General features: G+C 46.1%; 13 protein-coding genes. 6 read left to right on the plus strand and 7 right to left on the minus strand.

Annotated features, from left to right (window positions below; genetic code table 11):
- The first annotated feature begins 98 nt into the window (after positions 1-98).
- The 3 genes from ylqF to ACO0KZ_RS06815 all read left to right on the plus strand — a co-directional run bounded on the left by ylqF (position 99) and on the right by ACO0KZ_RS06815 (position 3,394).
- Entirely contained in the window at positions 99-1,040 is a 942-nt protein-coding gene (gene ylqF, locus ACO0KZ_RS06805; RefSeq protein WP_422994066.1) for a ribosome biogenesis GTPase YlqF, read from the plus strand.
- Between the two features lie 26 nt (positions 1,041-1,066).
- Positions 1,067-1,594, plus strand: coding sequence for a hypothetical protein (locus ACO0KZ_RS06810; protein ID WP_422994068.1), 528 nt, complete (start codon positions 1,067-1,069; stop codon positions 1,592-1,594).
- Between the two features lie 117 nt (positions 1,595-1,711).
- Positions 1,712-3,394 carry a M28 family peptidase gene (locus tag ACO0KZ_RS06815; RefSeq protein ID WP_422994070.1) on the plus strand — a complete coding sequence of 561 codons (1,683 nt, stop codon included), beginning with the start codon at positions 1,712-1,714 and terminating at the stop codon, positions 3,392-3,394.
- Between the two features lie 124 nt (positions 3,395-3,518).
- Here ACO0KZ_RS06815 and ACO0KZ_RS06820 read toward each other — a convergent pair whose 3' ends face one another.
- From ACO0KZ_RS06820 to ACO0KZ_RS06830, 3 genes are all read right to left on the minus strand, one after another.
- The gene (locus tag ACO0KZ_RS06820) at positions 3,519-4,181 is read right to left on the minus strand and encodes a GntR family transcriptional regulator (RefSeq protein WP_422994072.1); all 663 of its coding nucleotides are present in this window, start codon (positions 4,179-4,181) and stop codon (positions 3,519-3,521) included.
- A gap of 259 nt (positions 4,182-4,440) precedes the next feature.
- On the minus strand, positions 4,441-5,865 hold the full coding sequence (locus ACO0KZ_RS06825; RefSeq protein ID WP_422994074.1) for an aldehyde dehydrogenase family protein: 1,425 nt from the start codon (positions 5,863-5,865) through the stop codon (positions 4,441-4,443).
- Between the two features lie 113 nt (positions 5,866-5,978).
- Complete coding sequence (locus ACO0KZ_RS06830; protein ID WP_422994076.1) at positions 5,979-6,890, minus strand: dihydrodipicolinate synthase family protein; 912 nt, start codon at positions 6,888-6,890, stop codon at positions 5,979-5,981.
- A 514-nt stretch (positions 6,891-7,404) separates the two neighbouring features.
- Here ACO0KZ_RS06830 and ACO0KZ_RS06835 point away from each other — a divergent pair.
- Positions 7,405-8,229, plus strand: a complete 825-nt coding sequence (locus ACO0KZ_RS06835) for a helix-turn-helix domain-containing protein (RefSeq protein ID WP_422994078.1) — start codon at positions 7,405-7,407, stop codon at positions 8,227-8,229.
- A 65-nt stretch (positions 8,230-8,294) separates the two neighbouring features.
- On the opposite strand, the gene ACO0KZ_RS06840 is transcribed toward ACO0KZ_RS06835, so the two are convergent.
- Positions 8,295-9,047, minus strand: a complete 753-nt coding sequence (locus tag ACO0KZ_RS06840; RefSeq protein ID WP_422994080.1) for a FadR/GntR family transcriptional regulator — start codon at positions 9,045-9,047, stop codon at positions 8,295-8,297.
- 266 nt (positions 9,048-9,313) lie between these two features.
- Here ACO0KZ_RS06840 and ACO0KZ_RS06845 point away from each other — a divergent pair, with 266 nt between their 5' ends.
- Both ACO0KZ_RS06845 and ACO0KZ_RS06850 read left to right on the plus strand, forming a co-directional pair.
- Complete coding sequence (locus ACO0KZ_RS06845) at positions 9,314-10,177, plus strand: alpha/beta hydrolase (protein WP_422994082.1); 864 nt, start codon at positions 9,314-9,316, stop codon at positions 10,175-10,177.
- Positions 10,178-10,667: 490 nt separating this feature from the next.
- On the plus strand, positions 10,668-11,120 hold the full coding sequence (locus ACO0KZ_RS06850) for a hypothetical protein (protein WP_422994084.1): 453 nt from the start codon (positions 10,668-10,670) through the stop codon (positions 11,118-11,120).
- Positions 11,121-11,157: 37 nt separating this feature from the next.
- Here the strand turns inward: ACO0KZ_RS06850 and ACO0KZ_RS06855 are convergent, their stop codons facing one another.
- The 3 genes from ACO0KZ_RS06855 to ACO0KZ_RS06865 all read right to left on the minus strand — a co-directional run bounded on the left by ACO0KZ_RS06855 (position 11,158) and on the right by ACO0KZ_RS06865 (position 16,213).
- The gene (locus ACO0KZ_RS06855; protein ID WP_422994853.1) at positions 11,158-12,714 is read right to left on the minus strand and encodes a SpoVR family protein; all 1,557 of its coding nucleotides are present in this window, start codon (positions 12,712-12,714) and stop codon (positions 11,158-11,160) included.
- 48 nt (positions 12,715-12,762) lie between these two features.
- A complete protein-coding gene (locus ACO0KZ_RS06860; RefSeq protein WP_422994086.1) occupies positions 12,763-14,031 on the minus strand; it encodes a YeaH/YhbH family protein in 1,269 nt (422 codons plus the stop codon).
- 259 nt (positions 14,032-14,290) lie between these two features.
- A complete protein-coding gene (locus ACO0KZ_RS06865; RefSeq protein ID WP_422994088.1) occupies positions 14,291-16,213 on the minus strand; it encodes a PrkA family serine protein kinase in 1,923 nt (640 codons plus the stop codon).
- Between the last annotated feature and the right edge of the window lie 500 nt (positions 16,214-16,713).

Here is a 16,713-nt window from a genome sequence, read left to right on the forward strand (position 1 = left end):
TTTTTGTCGATGGCTTTGCCGGAGATTCCAGTATTTACTGTGAATCTTCCTCGCATGATTCGACAGCGATCGTTCTGATTCATCAAAGAAGAATACGCATGTCAATACAATGGTTCCCAGGACATATGAATGCAGCGCGCAAGAAAGCTGCAGAAACCATGGAAAACACCGATCTGGTGATAGAAGTGCTCGATGCCCGCATTCCGCAAGCTAGTTGCAATCCTATGGTGGAACAATTGCGTTTGTTTCGTCAGCGTCCTTGCCTGAAAATTTTGAATAAAAGCGATCTGGCGGATCCGCATGCGACTAAAGCTTGGTTGGATTTTTACAATGCACAAAAAGGCGTCAAAGCGGTTGCCATGAGTTGCAAGAAACCTGCGGATGTTGCCAAGGTACCTGGCTTTGCTTTAGAAATGGCGCCACATCGTGGGGTGCCGACCAAGCCTTTGCGCATGATGATCATGGGTATTCCCAATGTTGGTAAATCGACTTTGATGAATGCTTTGTTGAAAAAGCGAGTTGCAAATGTCGGCGATGAGCCTGCAGTAACCAAAGTGCAACAGCGCCTGTACCTCGGTAAGAATATGATTTTGACTGATACGCCTGGTATGCTTTGGCCAAAGATTCAACATCCGACTGACGGTTTGATGCTGGCGGCGAGTCATGCGATTGGTGTGAATGCTTTGATTGAAGAGGAGGTCGCGACCTTTCTGGCTGAACTTTTATTGCAGCGTTATCCGCAGTTTTTGACTACTCGTTATGGTTTGGATATCGAAGGTATTGATGCGGTCAGCGTCATCGAAGGTGTCGCAAAAAAACGTGCCTACCGTTTGAAAGGCGGTGATTGGGACTTTGAAAAAGCAGCTCATACTTTATTGCTCGATTATCGTAGTGGCGTATTAGGGCGGGTCAGTTTGGAGACACCGCAAAGCCGTGAACATTTGCTAGCTACTTACGTGCCGCCTGTTTTGTTGGGTCAAGGTAAGAGTGTTGATACTGGGATGATGGAAGATGCCTTGGATCAGGACGAAGATCAATAGGCATATTGCGTGAGGATCGGCAGTGAATGGGAAAATTACTTGCCAAAATACTGTGTAGCGTGCTGATGGCTTATGGGGGTTATGCCGCTGTGGAGTGGTTTCTGCCTGGTATGGGCGGTATAGGGATTGTGTTCACATCAAATTTTTGGGGGCGGTTATTTGCACGTGATTTAATCAATTTTTTTTCCTGGATTAAATATCAAGCGAAAAAATCTGCGGTGTTTCATTGGCATGGTAGTTACTATAGTTTTGATGGGCGGCAGATTCGTTTCTTCTTGATTGAAGGCACTGTTTGGATTCCTCTTCGCGATTTGCAGCGTTTGTTGGAGCCTGACGTAAGCGAGCGTGAGTTACGTTTATTGGGTGCAGCTTACGCTGTGATTCCAGACCAAAAAATGAAGGGTGTAACGGAAGATGGTCTGTTGCAATTGCTCAGATCGCGCACAGAAAGCCGGCATACTAGCTACAAGATGGTCAGGCTCAAAAAGTGGTTGCTGACCAATGCCTTGCCGAACGTCAAACGTCTACCTAAGTCTGCAATAAATAATATTTGATCGTGCACGTCCATGCAGCTTGTGTGGCTGAGTTGAATTGGCGTTGTGAATTTACTTCGCGCATTGGTTGTGAAAAATTGTGAATAAAAAATAGTAGAAGAATCTGGGAGTTTTTGAATGCGTTTGATCTATAGCCTGATTGTTGCAAGTAGTTTGAGTATGCTATCCCTGGCTGTTGAGGCACAAGTACAGTCACCAGCAATATCCAAAACAAAGAGAACAGCCGCTGAAAAGCAATTTGTACCTAAAGTGCAGGAATCGATTTTAAGACCGCATTTGGCCTATCTGTCTGATGATTTGTTGGAAGGTCGTGGCACAGGACAGCGTGGCGGTGATTTATCCGTGCGTTATCTAGAAACTCAGGCTGCTTTAATTGGTTTGCAGCCAATCGTCGCGAATCAAGCATTCCCTTATCGTCTTCCGGTGCAGATCATAGGTTCGTTGACTTTGCCAGATAGCCAAATTGACTTTCAAAACGCAGGTAAAACTTATGCGCCGAAAGCAGGCACTCAAATATTGATCGCTAATTCGAATGGCCACGAACAAGTCGCTTTTGAGGCTCCTCTGGTTTTTGTCGGGTATGGCGTGATTGCGCCAGAAGAGTCATGGGACGATTACAAAGGTTTCGACGTTAAAGGCAAAGTATTGGTCATGATGGTGAATGATCCACAGCCAACCGCGGCTGAGCCTACGCGATTTGGTGGTGAGGCAATGACTTACTATGGACGTTGGGTGTATAAGTTTGAGGAAGCCTCCCGTCTTGGTGCCGCCGGTGTGTTATTGATACATACCAATGCGTCTGCCGCTTATGGTTGGAATGTACCTCAAGCGAGTTTTAGTCATGAGCGTTTTAGCCTTGCTGGCGGCGGTAACCCTATGGAGGGATGGTGGGCTGAGGAGAGTATTCAAAGCGTATTTGCTGACGCAGGTCTCAACCTTGATGAGATGCGTGCTCAAGCTGAGCGCCGGGATTTCCATCCTATTCCTTTGTCTCTGCAGGCTAAAGTGCGTCTACGCAGCGCGGTGCGGCAAGTTGAGCAGTTTAATGTGATCGGTTTGGTACCGGGTACTGATCCGCAACTTAAAAAAGAAGCAGTCGTCTACTCTGCGCACTGGGACCACTTGGGTAAAGTCGAAGAGGCAGGCAAACCGGTTCAAATTTGGAATGGCGCGGTAGATAATGCGACTGGTGCGGCGGCTCTATTGACGATGGCGCAAGCAGCGGTCAAGCATCCGGCAAAACGCAGTCAGATTTTCCTGTGGCCTGCGGCAGAAGAGCAGGGCTTGATCGGCAGTCTCGCCTACGTGCGCAATCCTGCATGGCCGTTAGCAAAAACCGTTGCCGATCTGAATCTAGATAGTATGAACTTTGTCGGTAAAACTAAAGATATAGGCATTGCAGGCAGTGAGCGTTCCAGCTTGTTCGAAAGTGCGCAGCAAGTCGCGAAGCAGATGAATCTTAAGATTGCTAAGAGCGTGCCTGACTTGGGGGGGGCTTATTATCGCGCTGACCACTTTAATTTTGCCCGATCTGGTGTGCCTGCATTTAATGTAGGATCGGCTGTGTTTTCTGGTGATGGGCATTTTGAATTTTCAGACCATGAGCATGCATCCGAAAAGAAGATGAAGGGCTTTAAGACGTCATATCACACCGTGAATGATCGCTATGATGCCAACTGGGATTTAAGCGGCATGCTGCAGCAAGCGCAATTCACTTTAAATCTCGGCTATCTGATCGCCAATGAAAAACAAGTACCGCGTTGGAAAAAAGGCGATCCTTACAGTTTGATTAAGCGATAGATTTGTGAAGCGATAGATTTGTGAAGCGATAGATTTGAGAACAGAAAAAAAAGCGACTGGATTGAAAAATCTAGCCGCTTTTTTTTCGACATTCTTAATTCAAGTTTCTGATCTGAATCAGATTTTAGCCATTGATTACTTTGCGCGTATAAGACTCTAGGTAGTCCATCAAATTTTCTGCACCGCTTGCTGCGGCTGCTTCATTGCCATCGGCAATTCCTTGCGCTAACAGCATATGGCAGCGCGCTGCTTCATGCAAATCGCCTTCATGTTGATAGGCGTACCAAAAACGACGGCATTTAATGATCAGTGGAATAACGGCAGCAACGGCAGACGGATTGCGACAGGCTTCGTGAACAACATGATCCAAAGCCTGATCGGCGAACATGAATTCATCTAATTTACCGTTCTCGGCAGCGCTGACCATTTTTTCACCACAAGCCAAAATATCTTGCCGTAATTGCGGGCTGGCACGTCGTGCGGCGCTGCTGGCAATCAACTTTTCGATGACGCGGCGGGTTTCAATCAAGCTGACGTGTTCGGCCGCCTCGATATCTTTGACGATCAAACCACGACGCGGCAATTGTAGGATCAGGCCATTCGATGACATACGCATGAGTGCTTCGCGTAAAGGGGTTCGCCCTAAGCCTGTTATTTCTATCAACTCAGATTCCACAATGGGCGCACCAGGCTTGAGTTGTAAAGTCACAATCATGCTTTCTATCGCATCGTAAGCGACATCGGCAGCACGCATTTTATTTTGAGGTGTTACTTTGGCTGGTTGCATACACGGTGTTGTGGAAATATTATGAAAATTATCATTGGATTATAAGTTATTCACCTGATTTTTCTCAATTTTATTTTGAAATTTAGCCTGAATAACATACAAAAAAAGCGACAGAGGGTTCAGTTCATCCCTATGTCGCTTATTTCTCTGGGCTAAAAGGCTTGTTAATTTGTTTAAATTGGCCTTTGTCAGAATTGTTGACTCGAATTTAGGCTCTTTAAAGCTAATTTCCTTAAATTGAATCAATTTGATGCAAAACTTACGCCAAATAATGCGTCTTCACTTTGGTATAAAACTCCAAAGCCATACCACCTTGTTCGCGTGGTCCGAAGCTCGACGCTTTGCTGCCGCCAAACGGTACGTGGTAATCGACCCCAGCGGTGGGCGCATTGACCATTACCATTCCGGCTTGCATTTCACGTCTGAATTGGTTCGCGTATTTGAGTGAAGTGGTGCAGATGCCACCAGATAGACCATAGGGGGTGGCATTCGCGACTTGGATTGCTTCCTCAAAATTATTGACTTTTACGAGCGTGCTGACCGGACCAAATACTTCTTCTTGATTCAGGCGAGCATATGGGTTGTGATTTTCTATCAGCGCGGGGCTAAAGAAATAACCCTCACCGCTAAGACGTTCACCACCCGCCAATAAAGTTCCACCTTCTTCTTTACCTATAGTGACGTAGTGCAAATTTTTATCGAGTTGACGTTGATCGACCACGGGACCTATTTGGCTGGCGGTATCAAGCGCTGCGCCGACTTTAAGCGCTTTCGTTCTTTCTAAAAAAGCGGCTGCAAACGCAGGGTATATCTGCTCAGTGACAATAGTACGGCTTGAGGCGGTACAACGCTGACCCGTGGAATAAAAGGCGCCATTGACCGCGCATTCAACCGCAATGTTTAAGTCGGCATCATCCAAAATGACTAAGGGATTTTTGCCACCCATTTCTAACTGAAATTTTTTCAAATTCAGTGCGCAATGCTGAGCGATTAATTTGCCAGTGCCGACCGAGCCAGTAAAACTAATCGCATCGACGGCTGGATGTTCGACCAATGCCTTACCTGCAACGCCATCACCCATCACTAAATTGAATGCGCCTTTAGGAAGACCAGAGCGTGAGATGATTTCAGCCAAGGCCCAGGCGCACCCAGGTGTTAATTCCGAGGGCTTGATGACGACGGTATTGCCACAAGCGAGTGCAGGTGCGCTTTTCCAGGCAGGAATCGCGATAGGGAAATTCCATGGCGTAATTAAGCCAACGACGCCAACTGCTTCACGTGAGGTGATGACTTCCATGCCCGGTCGTACTGAGGCGATGGCAAGGCCGCCAATGCGCAGAGCTTCGCCAGCAAAGAATTTAAAGATATAGCCGGCACGTGCGACTTCACCTATGGCTTCCGGCAAAATTTTGCCTTCTTCACGAGCGAGCAACGTGCCGAGTTCTTGTTTGCGCGCGAGAATTTCAGTGCCAATAAAATCCAAGACATCAAAACGTTGTTGCGGTGTTGAGCGACTCCAAGCAGGTAACGCTGCTTGCGCAGCTTGTACCGCTAATTCGACATCTGCCGTATCGGCTTCGGCATATTCCCCAATGATTTCATTTGGACTTGATGGGTTAATATTGGCGCGTGTTTTTTGGGATGCGAGCCATTCGCCGTTGATAAATTGGGAGAAAGTGGACATTCAATTTCCTTAATTCGCAGAATAGATTTCGGTCGTCTGTTTTAAATGAAAACACCGCAGGACGCTGATATGGCGTACCGCGGTGTCTTTTTGGTTTAGCTTATTTTTGTGAATTACAGATAGGCGCTAACATCTGGACGCGTGTCCAAAGCCTTACGAACGATTGCACTGACGCGTTCGCGATCAGCACCAACCAGCGGTTGACGAGGGCGACGTACACATTCATTACCGACGCCGACCATGGCTTCCACCAGTTTTAAGTTTTGCACCAATTTGGTAGAAACATCCAAATGCATCAAAGGCATGAACCAGCGATATAAGGCCAAGGCTTCATCGTAACGTTTTGCTTGCATCAGGTTATATAACGCAACGGTTTCGTGCGGGAAAGCGACCACTAGTCCTGCCAGCAAACCATCAGCGCCGACTGCCAGACCTTCGAAAGACAAATCATCAACACCCATAAAAATCTGATAGCGGTCGCCTATGGCATTACGCAAATCGGTGACGCGACGGATATTGTCGGTCGATTCTTTGATCGCAGTGATCCATTTGCAATCAGCGAGATCTTGGAAATCTTCCGGTGTCAGATCGACCTTGTAAGTCACCGGATTGTTGTACACCATAATTGGTAATTGTGCGGCATCGGCAATCGCACGTAAATTGTCTTTCGCTTCGCGTGCATCAGCTGCATAAAGAACAGATGGCATCACCATGAAACCTTGTACGCCCATTTTGGCTGCTTGCTCTACAAAGCGTAATGCGTTCGTGGTGCGAGTTTCTGAGACATTGGCTAACACCGGGATACGTTTATCCGCCACATTTAATGCGATACGCGTGACTTCTAATTTTTCTTCAAAAGAGAGCGTACTTGCTTCACCCAAAGAGCCCCCCGTCACCATCCCGTGCACACCCGCATCGATTTGGAAGGCAAAGTGTTTCTCCATCGCTGCTTGATCGAGATCTTCGTTTTCTTTGAACTTTGTAGTTACAGCAGGAAATATACCGCGCCATTTTGGGAGATTCATGTTTGCTTCCTCATTAAGATAAATATGAACGACTGCACAAGGTGGTAGTGTAATGTCAGTCAAATATATTTACAATATATTTGATAGGGTTTTTTAATATTTTTATGTTTATGCGGTATTTTTGATTATTTGAGTAAAAAATTTCAAGCTATTCTTTCGTTTTAGTCGCAAATAAGACAATCGATAAAATTGCTACAGACACTAAGTGGTACGGTGTGCGATGCGAGTTTTGCCGTGTTTGCCTCATTCTCTACACCGGTATAAAAAGTGAATCAAATAGAAAATTAATCATCTGATAATTAAGTAGCCAAGCCATTTTGCTAAATGGTGATTTAATCAATAAATCATAAGGAAACTAATGAAATCTACTTTATTTTTCACAAAGTTGATTTTCAAATTGTTTGAATTGAGATAATATTTTGTTGAAGTTTCGACATTTTTCCAAATCCAATTTGGTGTAAGTCAGTATTTACCAGCGATTGCATTTCCTTACATTTTTGAGGCGTTAATAAATATGTTACAAAATTCTATGCTGGCGAAGCTTCCTGTGATCGATAACGCTTCGAAGCAAGTACTGGCACAGTCCATTAACGATGTTTTTTTTGCAGAACCTTTGTTTGATGCAATGCCTGACGTGGTCTTTTTTGTAAAAGACCTGCAAGGTAATTATGTTGTAGTTAATAAGACACTGGTGTTTCGTTGCGGCTTGAAGGACAAAGATGAATTGTTGGGTCGTAGTGCCGAAGAGGTGTTTCCTCCAAGCTTGGCACATACCTATGCAGAGCAGGATCAATTGGTTTTATTGCACGGTCATGACGTAAAAGATCAGTTGGAACTACATCTTTATCCCGATCGTGACCCGGGCTGGTGTCTAACGAATAAGTTTGCTTTGCGTGATAAAGACCACCATATTATTGGCCTGACGGGTACTTCCCGAGATTTGGGCATGCCAGATCAGCGGCATCCCGTGTATCACCGCATCGCAGCGGCAGTGCGCCATATTCATACGCATTATGCAGAGAATGTACAAATGGCTGAGTTAGAACACATTACTAATTTGTCGGTGGCTCAGATAGAACGTTATTTTCAAAAAATATTTTCACTGACACCGCGTCAATTCATGATCAAGGTAAAGCTCGATGCTGCGACCACTATGCTGGCAGACGTAAGTCGCAGCATTACTGATATTGCAGCTTCGTGCGGGTACCAAGATCACAGCGCGTTTTCTCGCATGTTTAAAGCGACGGTGGGAATGACACCTTCAGAATACCGTGAAGTTTCATTACGGCAAAAAAAATCGACTAATCAAGAGGCAAGTCCTGAGCGGCAGTTAACTTGATCAATCTAGGTGCGGCTATAGGCTAGGAAACGATAAAACAGAACGCCTCCGTTTCCCAAATAAGACTAAGCTTTAGCACCTTCAATCGCCTCCTGTGCCAATCGCAATCGCTCCCAACTATTACTCAAATGGGTACGCATCGCAGCCCGAGCCGCTTCAGGATCTTTGCCCAAAATCGCATTAAAAATAGCTTCGTGCTCATGTTGTACCCGACTCAGATAAGCGCCAGGATCGTCGTGGTTGAGCTGCGCCGTATTTAGGCGAGCACGTGGGATTAGCGTGTGCCCAAGATGCCCGAGTAACTCGACAAAATATTGATTTCCCGTCGCACGGGCGATCAATAAATGGAAACGCACATCAGCTTCGATAGAATGTACGCCGCTTGCTACCGTGTCGCGCATCTGCTGCAGTACGTCGCGTAGTTCGGTGACTTGCGACTCCGTGCGCCGTGTTGCGGCATGCCAGGCGGCTTCGGTTTCTAAACTGATACGAACTTCCAAGACATCCAGTACATCTCTGACGGTGATGATGGACGAATTTTGCATGCCCAGATGATGCGAAGGTGCGAGTACAAACGTGCCAATGCCGTGGCGCGTTTCGACCAAGCCCGCTGCTTTTAACTGTGAAATCGCTTCGCGAACTACCGTGCGGCTGACGCCATACACTTGCATGATTTCTGATTCGGTCAGCAATTTTTCCCCGACTTTCAAATCGTCACTTTTAATGCGTGCCGTCAGATGTTCCACCACGACAGTGGCAAGATTGCGTGGCTTGCTTCGAACAGGGATAGGATGCGTGCTAAGCGGCTCAGTCGTCATTTTGGGTTTAGTTCTTTTTGGTTAGCTAGGGCGGGCTGCTAGTGGAACTTAATCATGTTGTTCCTCGTATGATAACCGATAAGTACTGACTCTGAGGCTGAATTATTCAACCGATTATTAAACTGCTAGGTGCGATGAGTTGCGAGTCCTCGTACGAACGAAAACAGCTTGCAAGAAGCGGTGTGCCGAGCAACAAACTTTGTGAAGTTAACTTATGCATTTAATTTACAATGCCACCATTAATGTCGCTTCGAGTAAATTAGAACATGAAACTTTTTGTCATTTTGTTTTTCTCCTTCTTAGTCAGCGCATGTGCATCGACCAATCAATCGATAGTGCAGACGCAATCCAACCAAAGTTACAATCATCTACCATCATTGCAAGGCGATTATTTCAAAATCAAATCGACCCATGTAGGCAGAGATTTTCATATCAACGTACGACTTCCACTAGGCTATCAAGCCAGCGATGCCAAGACTTATCCTGTGGTGTATGTGCTCGATGGCGATAGTCTGTTTCCGCTACTGGCACCAACGCATCTTTTCTTGAACCTCGACGAGAAATTGCCCGAAGCGATCATCGTTGGCATCAGCTATGGCAGCTTTGATCCCGCGATCAATAAACGCGACATCGACTTCAACGCACCCGCAGCCGACGCCAAGCCAGGCGAAGATGGTGCGCCACGCTTTTTAGCTTTTTTGAAAAGCGAACTGATACCCAAAATAGAAAAACAATTCCGCGCCAATGCCGCTAAACGCGTGTTAGTTGGACAATCGCGCGGCGGGTATTTTGTCTTGTGGTCGGCGCTGGAAGACCCCGACTTATTTTGGGGTCGCATCGCCAGTAATCCCTCCTTAGCGCCAGGACGTGCGCGATTTTTTGAAGCAGCGTCAAGTCATACTAGAAAAGACTTGAAGCTCGTCATAGCCTCAGGCACCCGCGACACCGAATTAAGACAGCGTAACGCAACCGAGTGGGGAACGACTTGGTCATCTCGCGCCGATGCGCCTTGGACTGTTAACCTGATCAAGCTAGAGGGGGGCACGCATGCTGCGACAATTGGGGATACTTATCGACGGGCTATGCTTTGGTTGTTTGTATCAGATATTGCTGCGGTTAAAGTGCCGTGATTCGCTTTTTTTGCATACCAATTCGACAGCAAAATCGTAGGGTGGGCACGGCTTCATCGTAGCAACGCGTGACGGTTGAAAAAGGTGAAAACGATAAAGCACAAAGAGAAATATTTGCCGATAATCCAAACAATCCGCGTGGGCACAAAGGACGTGCCTACCCTACGATACTGTGCCAATAACTCAAAACGAGTAACGGTTGGACAATCGTGAGCCGTTTTATGAAGCATTGGCAAGTCACAACAGACCACATTCCGTTGCGAAATCATTTCTTCGTAGGTGCGATTAGCATCGCGTAATCGCACGTATGAAAACGGCGATGTTTCAAATGATGAAATTTAGTGTAGTCGGTTTATAAAGCTGATTTAGAATGTGGTTCGCGTATGTTTTTTTGAATACGGCCGGAGGTGAAAGACGGCATACGTGCGATTACGCGATGCTAATCGCACCTACAGTCTTCCGTTAATGGATAAATTTTACAAAGGCCTAAATGAATATTCCTGAAAGTATGAAGTCAGAACTTGTGTCTTGGAATGATGGAGCCGGGGTGAGTTTACAAACTTGGGCTGAAAGCCTAGGCACTTTCTCCTTGGCGGTCGGATACACAACAATTTTTTGGCCCGAGTTTGTTGAATTTGAAGGTTATCTTCTGTTCAGTGAGTTTTCGCAAGAAGCACTGCGTGGTTTTGAGCGGCAACCTGGGAGTACAAGAAAATCTGTTGAATGGGTGATGAATCATTTTCATATCGCACATCTGCATTGTGGTGCGACTGATTTGACCAAAGATAAGATCATTTATTTGGGCACAGTAATTAAGGAAATTTACGAGGCAAAATTGAAATGTCAGTTTCCTGATCGCCCTTGTACCGTTGAATTTTATGTTCCAGACGATTCAGAATCACTTTGGGATTATCAGTTATCGTTCTGGCAGAATGAATTTTGAATATGATTATCTCTAGTTAATTGGAGCTAGAGAATCATCACCCCCGCCGCCCCTTGCGTTTCTCCAACTTACACTCCTGCGTAGCAATAATCTGATTATTGCTATCCACTGTCTCTAGATATACATCAAATCCCCACAGCCGCGCGACGTGTTTTAAGACTTCTGAAGTTTGATTGTTTAATGGGCGACGTAAGTATTGATTGTGGCGCAGGGTGAGGGCGCGGTCGCCTTGTAGGTCGACTGACCAGACTTGGATGTTGGGTTCGCGATTGCCGAGGTTGTATTGGCCTGCCAGTTGTTGACGTATGCTGCGATAGCCAGCTTCGTCGTGGATGGCGGAGACGCTTAAAGTCTTTTTGCTGTCGTCATCCAAGATCGCGAAGAAGTGAAAGTCGCGTATCAGTTTGGGTGATAAATATTGGGCGATGAAGCTTTCGTCTTTGAAATTGCGCATGGCGAAGTGCAGGGTTTTTAGCCAGTCTGCACCAGCGATATCGGGGAACCAGAGTCGGTCTTCTTCGGTTGGATGTTCGCAGATGCGGCGAATGTCGCTCATCATGGCGAAGCCTAGCGCGTAGGGGTTGATGCCGTTGTAGTATTTGCTGCTGACGGGTGGTTGATAGATGACGTTGGTGTGGCTTTGTAAAAACTCCATCATGAAGCCATCACCGACAATGCCTTCTTCAAATAGCTGGTACAAAATGGTGTAATGCCAGAACGTCGCCCAGCCTTCGTTCATCACTTGCGTTTGTCTTTGTGGATAAAAGTATTGCGAAATTTTGCGGATGATGCGCACGATTTCTCTTTCCCATGGCGCTAATAGCGGCGAATATTTTTCTATGAAATAAAGCAGGTTTTCTTGTGGCTCGTCTGGGAAGCGGCGCACTTCTTCTTCGCTGACCACATCTTCGCGCCTAGGGACGGTGCGCCACAGATCATTGACTTGTGATTGCAGATAACGCTCGCGCTCTTCCTGTCTTTCTTTTTCTTCGGCCAGTGAAATTTTAGCGGGACGTTTGTAGCGGTCTACGCCATAGTTTTGTAAGGCATGACAAGAATCGACTAAGAGCTCGACCGCTTCTATGCCGTAGCGTTGTTCGCAGTCGCTAATGTATTGTTTGGCGAAGACCATATAGTCGATGATGGCGTCGGCATCGGTCCAGGTGCGGAACAGGTAATTACCTTTGAAGAAGGAATTATGACCGTAAGCAGCGTGCGCGATCACCAGGGTTTGCATGGTGAGGCTATTTTCTTCCATCAGGTAGGCGATGCAAGGATTGGAGTTGATGACGATCTCGTAAGCCAGTCCCATGTGACCGCGCTTGTAGCTTTTTTCAGTGGATAAAAAATGCTTGCCGAAGGACCAGTGGTTGTACGACACCGGCATACCGACTGAGGCATAGGCATCCATCATTTGTTCGGCGGTGATGATTTCTAATTGATTTGGGTAAGTGTCTAGCTGAAAATGTTTGGCGACACGGGCGACCTCTTCGTGCGCTTGTTCTATCAGTTCGAAGGTCCATTCGGATTGATCGGGTAAGCGTCGCGGATTGCGTGGCTTGGTCGTGACGTTCTTTAATTCGGCATCACGCATATCTTCCTGATTGGCATTGTGGCTATTCATACGGATGTCCTCTCAGCCTCATTTGCTTTGTTTTTTAAAGAGTTCTCTAAACACAGGATAGATGTCGGCTGGCTCCTCGATTTTTTGCATGGCAAAATGGGATTTTTGTTCTTTGACTTGCGTGTATTCATGCCACAGATTTTGTGGCTCGCCCTCAGTGATTTCGACATAGGCGTAGTACTGCACCATGGGCATGATGGTGTTCATCAAAATTTGTTTGCAGATGACAGAATCATTGTCCCAATTGTCTCCATCGGATGCCTGCGCGACGTAGGCGTTCCAGTCGCCTGAAGCGTAGCGGGTCTGTATGATCTCGGTCAACAAGCGCAGAGCAGAGGATACGATGGTGCCGCCGGATTCGCGTGAATGAAAGAATTCTTTTTCATCGACTTCGAGTGCGGCGGTGTGATGACGAATGAAGACGACCTCGATTTTTTCATAAGCGCGTTGCAGGAATAGATAAAGTAAGATGAAGAAACGCTTGGCGATGTCTTTTTTCTTTTCATCCATAGAGCCAGACACATCGAGCAGGCAAAACATCACGGCTTGCGTGGTGGGTTTAGGAACTTTGATGCGGTTGCTGTAACGCAGATCGAAAGGGTCAATAAAAGGAATTGCTAGTAAGCGTGTGCGTAGATGATGTATCTCTTGGCGCAGGGACAGGATTCTGGGGTCTTGGTTGTCACTAGCCTGGGCTAATAATTCAGCGAGTTCTTCTTCGGCTTTTTTAAAGCGCTTGCTGGATTTGCCACCGACGGCAATGCGCCTGCCTAATGCCCCTCGTAAAGAACGTAACACGTGCAATGATGACGCTGTGCCTGTGGTGCTATAGCCTGCGCGTTGATTTTTAAAATCGGTGATGGCGGTGAGCTGGGTTTTGACTAAATTGGGTAGCTCTAAATCTTCGAAAAAGTAATTGAGAAATTCTTCGCGACTAATTTGAAATACGAATTCATCTTCGCTGATCTCTTCGCTATTGCCGGCTTGACCTTTGCCTTTTCCAGCGCCGCCTTTGGGGCGTTCTATCTGGTCGCCAGTTTGATATTCTTGGTTACCGGGATTGACGCTTTCCCATACGCCGCCGTGAGCGTGACCGAAATTTGGTTCGTTGACGTCTTTGACTGGGATTGCGATTTTTTCACCGCTATCCATATCGGTGATGGAGCGACCTTTGATCGCGCGCGTGACTGCGTCTTTGATCTGACCCTTATAGCGACGCAAAAAACGCTCGCGGTTTGGCGCAGATTTGTTTTTACCTTGAACTCGTCTGTCGATTAGATGTACCACGTTGTGCTCCCGAACAAGTTCTGTTTTTGAGGCTTTGGTGTTGCTGTTGCTGCTGTTGGTCTGTAACTACTTTCTCAGATCTCTATACAAGTCGGATTGCCGTTAAAAGTACCCTCCCTTTCAAGGGGAGGGCTAGGGTGGGGATGGGGTTTCGTGGAGTAATTTTCTGTCTTTGTCGCACGACTTAAACCCATCCCCATCCCAGCCTTCCCCTTGAAGTGGAAGGAGTATTTCATCGCGTCTCCACATCCTTCCTCATCTAGGACGACTTCCTTACTCTCAAATACCATTCACACAGCAATCGAACTTGTTTCGCGGTATACCCTTTATCCACCATACGACTGACGAACTCCTGATGCTTGTTGGCATCATCACTGCTGGCTTTGGCGTTGAATGAAATGACTGGCAACAGCTCTTCGGTATTGGAGAACATTTTTTTCTCAATGACCGTGCGCAGTTTTTCGTAGCTGGTCCATGTCGGATTTTTGCCACCGTTTTGTGCTCGGGCACGCAGGACGAAATTGACGATCTCGTTGCGGAAGTCTTTGGGATTGGAGATTCCCGCCGGTTTTTCGATTTTTTCTAGTTCGCTATTGAGTGACTCTCGATCGAAACTCTCGCCTGTGTCGGGGTCACGGAATTCTTGGTCTTGTATCCAGAAATCCGCGAAGGTGACATAGCGATCAAAAATATTTTGTCCGTATTCAGAATAGCTTTCGAGGTACGCTGTTTGAATTTCTTTGCCTATGAATTCGGCATAACGTGCCGCCAGATATTCTTTAATGTAGGACAGGTATTTTTGTTCTAATTCGGGCGAAAACTGTTCGCGTTCAATTTGTTGCTCTAGCACGTATAGCAAATGCACAGGATTGGCCGCGACTTCGGTGTTGTCGAAGTTAAAGACCTTAGACAAAATTTTGAAAGCGAAACGGGTGGAGATGCCGTTCATGCCTTCATCAACGCCAGCATAATCAACATATTCTTGCCGCGATTTGGCTTTGGGATCGGTGTCTTTTAGATTGTCGCCGTCATACACTAGCATTTTGCTGAAGATGCTGGAATTTTCTGGCTCGACTAAGCGCGACAAAATCGAGAACTGCGCCATCATTTTGAAGGTGCCGGGTGCACAAGGTGCTTGCGATAAAGACGAGCTGCGTATCAATTTTTCATAAATCTTAATTTCGTCCGAAACGCGCAGACAGTAAGGTACTTTGACGATGTAGATGCGATCCAGGAATGCCTCGTTGTTTTTATTATTTTTAAAAGTTTTCCATTCGGATTCATTCGAGTGCGCCAAAATAATGCCTTCAAACGGTATTGCACCAAAGCCTTCCGTGCCTTTGAAGTTACCTTCCTGTGTGGCGGTCAATAAAGGGTGTAGAACTTTGATCGGTGCTTTGAACATCTCGACGAATTCCATCAAACCTTGATTGGCGAGGCAGAGACCACCGGAATAGCTGTAGGCGTCGGGATCATCTTGCGAATAGTCTTCTAATTTACGAATATCGACTTTGCCGACCAATGATGAAATATCTTGATTGTTTTCATCGCCTGGCTCGGTTTTCGATACGGCGATTTGCTTTAACACTGAGGGATAGCGCCGCACTACGCGGAATTGATTGATGTCGCCGCCAAATTCATGCAGGCGTTTGACTGCCCAAGGACTAGGGATGGTTCTGAGATAACGGCGTGGAATGCCAAAATCTTCTTCTAAAATCGCGCCGTCTTCTTCCTCGTTAAACAGCCCGAGTGGCGATTCATTGACGGGGGAACCTTTGATGCAATAAAAGGGGATTTTTTCCATCAAATATTTGAGTCGCTCGGCAATTGATGACTTGCCGCCGCCGACCGGTCCTAGCAAATACAGTACTTGTTTACGCTCTTCTAAGCCTTGCGCTGCATGGCGGAAGTAGGAAACGACTTGTTCTATCACTTCTTCCATGCCATAGAATTCGCGGAAAGCAGGATAGATTTTGATGATTTTATTGGAGAAGATGCGCGAACGTCGCGAGTCGTTGCGGGTGTCGATTTGCTCGGGCTCGCCTATGGCTGCCAACATACGTTCTGGCGCTGAAGCATAGACGAGCGGGTCTTTTTTGCATAAATCTAAGAACTCTTGTAGTGAATATTCTTCTTCACGGGTTTTTTCGTAACGCGCTGCATAGTTGTCAAAGATATTCATTTTGATCTCCCTTTATGCTTACAAAATAGTCGTGCTTTGAGTTCCTAGCTTCGGATAATGTGGTCGAAATTTCCCTAGGTAAATTTAGTGTAGGCGAAAAATAAAAAACTGCAGGCAAATTTTTGTGACATTGAAACTTCGAAAAGAACCGAAAAAACTTCTTAAATTTTGCTTTGAATGCGAATTGCCTGCTTTCTTTGAAAATTTACGATGAACTTAGATGCTTTTGTAATGAACTTAGGATACTCAAACGGGTCTCAACTACAAATCGTTACAAAAAAATGCGCTAAATTGCAAGAAGATGAATTGGCCTTTGCTGTGCGATTAGTCAACAAGTGATATGCTTAGAGCGTAATATCCTTTGTGGATCAGGCTTTATGTGCTCACTGTTTTGATTTATAAAATAGGGGAGCGCAAAGTAAATAAAGATATTCGTATTTCGCTATTGAAAATTGCTGTTTTATATTGAATTTTAAAAACATATTTGATGTAATGGATTC

Source organism: Undibacterium sp. Di24W (assembly GCF_049340325.1).
Classification (GTDB): Bacteria; Pseudomonadota; Gammaproteobacteria; order Burkholderiales; family Burkholderiaceae_D; genus Undibacterium.

Excerpts from the sequence above, each read along its gene's own strand:
- ylqF (WP_422994066.1), top strand. The coding sequence starts at position 99 with ATGTCAATACAATGGTTCCCAGGACATATGAATGCAGCGCGCAAGAAA.
- ACO0KZ_RS06810 (WP_422994068.1), top strand. The coding sequence starts at position 1,067 with ATGGGAAAATTACTTGCCAAAATACTGTGTAGCGTGCTGATGGCTTAT.
- ACO0KZ_RS06815 (WP_422994070.1), top strand. The coding sequence starts at position 1,712 with ATGCGTTTGATCTATAGCCTGATTGTTGCAAGTAGTTTGAGTATGCTA.
- ACO0KZ_RS06820 (WP_422994072.1), bottom strand. The coding sequence starts at position 4,181 with ATGCAACCAGCCAAAGTAACACCTCAAAATAAAATGCGTGCTGCCGAT.
- ACO0KZ_RS06825 (WP_422994074.1), bottom strand. The coding sequence starts at position 5,865 with ATGTCCACTTTCTCCCAATTTATCAACGGCGAATGGCTCGCATCCCAA.
- ACO0KZ_RS06830 (WP_422994076.1), bottom strand. The coding sequence starts at position 6,890 with ATGAATCTCCCAAAATGGCGCGGTATATTTCCTGCTGTAACTACAAAG.
- ACO0KZ_RS06835 (WP_422994078.1), top strand. The coding sequence starts at position 7,405 with ATGTTACAAAATTCTATGCTGGCGAAGCTTCCTGTGATCGATAACGCT.
- ACO0KZ_RS06840 (WP_422994080.1), bottom strand. The coding sequence starts at position 9,047 with ATGACGACTGAGCCGCTTAGCACGCATCCTATCCCTGTTCGAAGCAAG.
- ACO0KZ_RS06845 (WP_422994082.1), top strand. The coding sequence starts at position 9,314 with ATGAAACTTTTTGTCATTTTGTTTTTCTCCTTCTTAGTCAGCGCATGT.
- ACO0KZ_RS06850 (WP_422994084.1), top strand. The coding sequence starts at position 10,668 with ATGAATATTCCTGAAAGTATGAAGTCAGAACTTGTGTCTTGGAATGAT.
- ACO0KZ_RS06855 (WP_422994853.1), bottom strand. The coding sequence starts at position 12,714 with ATGCGTGATGCCGAATTAAAGAACGTCACGACCAAGCCACGCAATCCG.
- ACO0KZ_RS06865 (WP_422994088.1), bottom strand. The coding sequence starts at position 16,213 with ATGAATATCTTTGACAACTATGCAGCGCGTTACGAAAAAACCCGTGAA.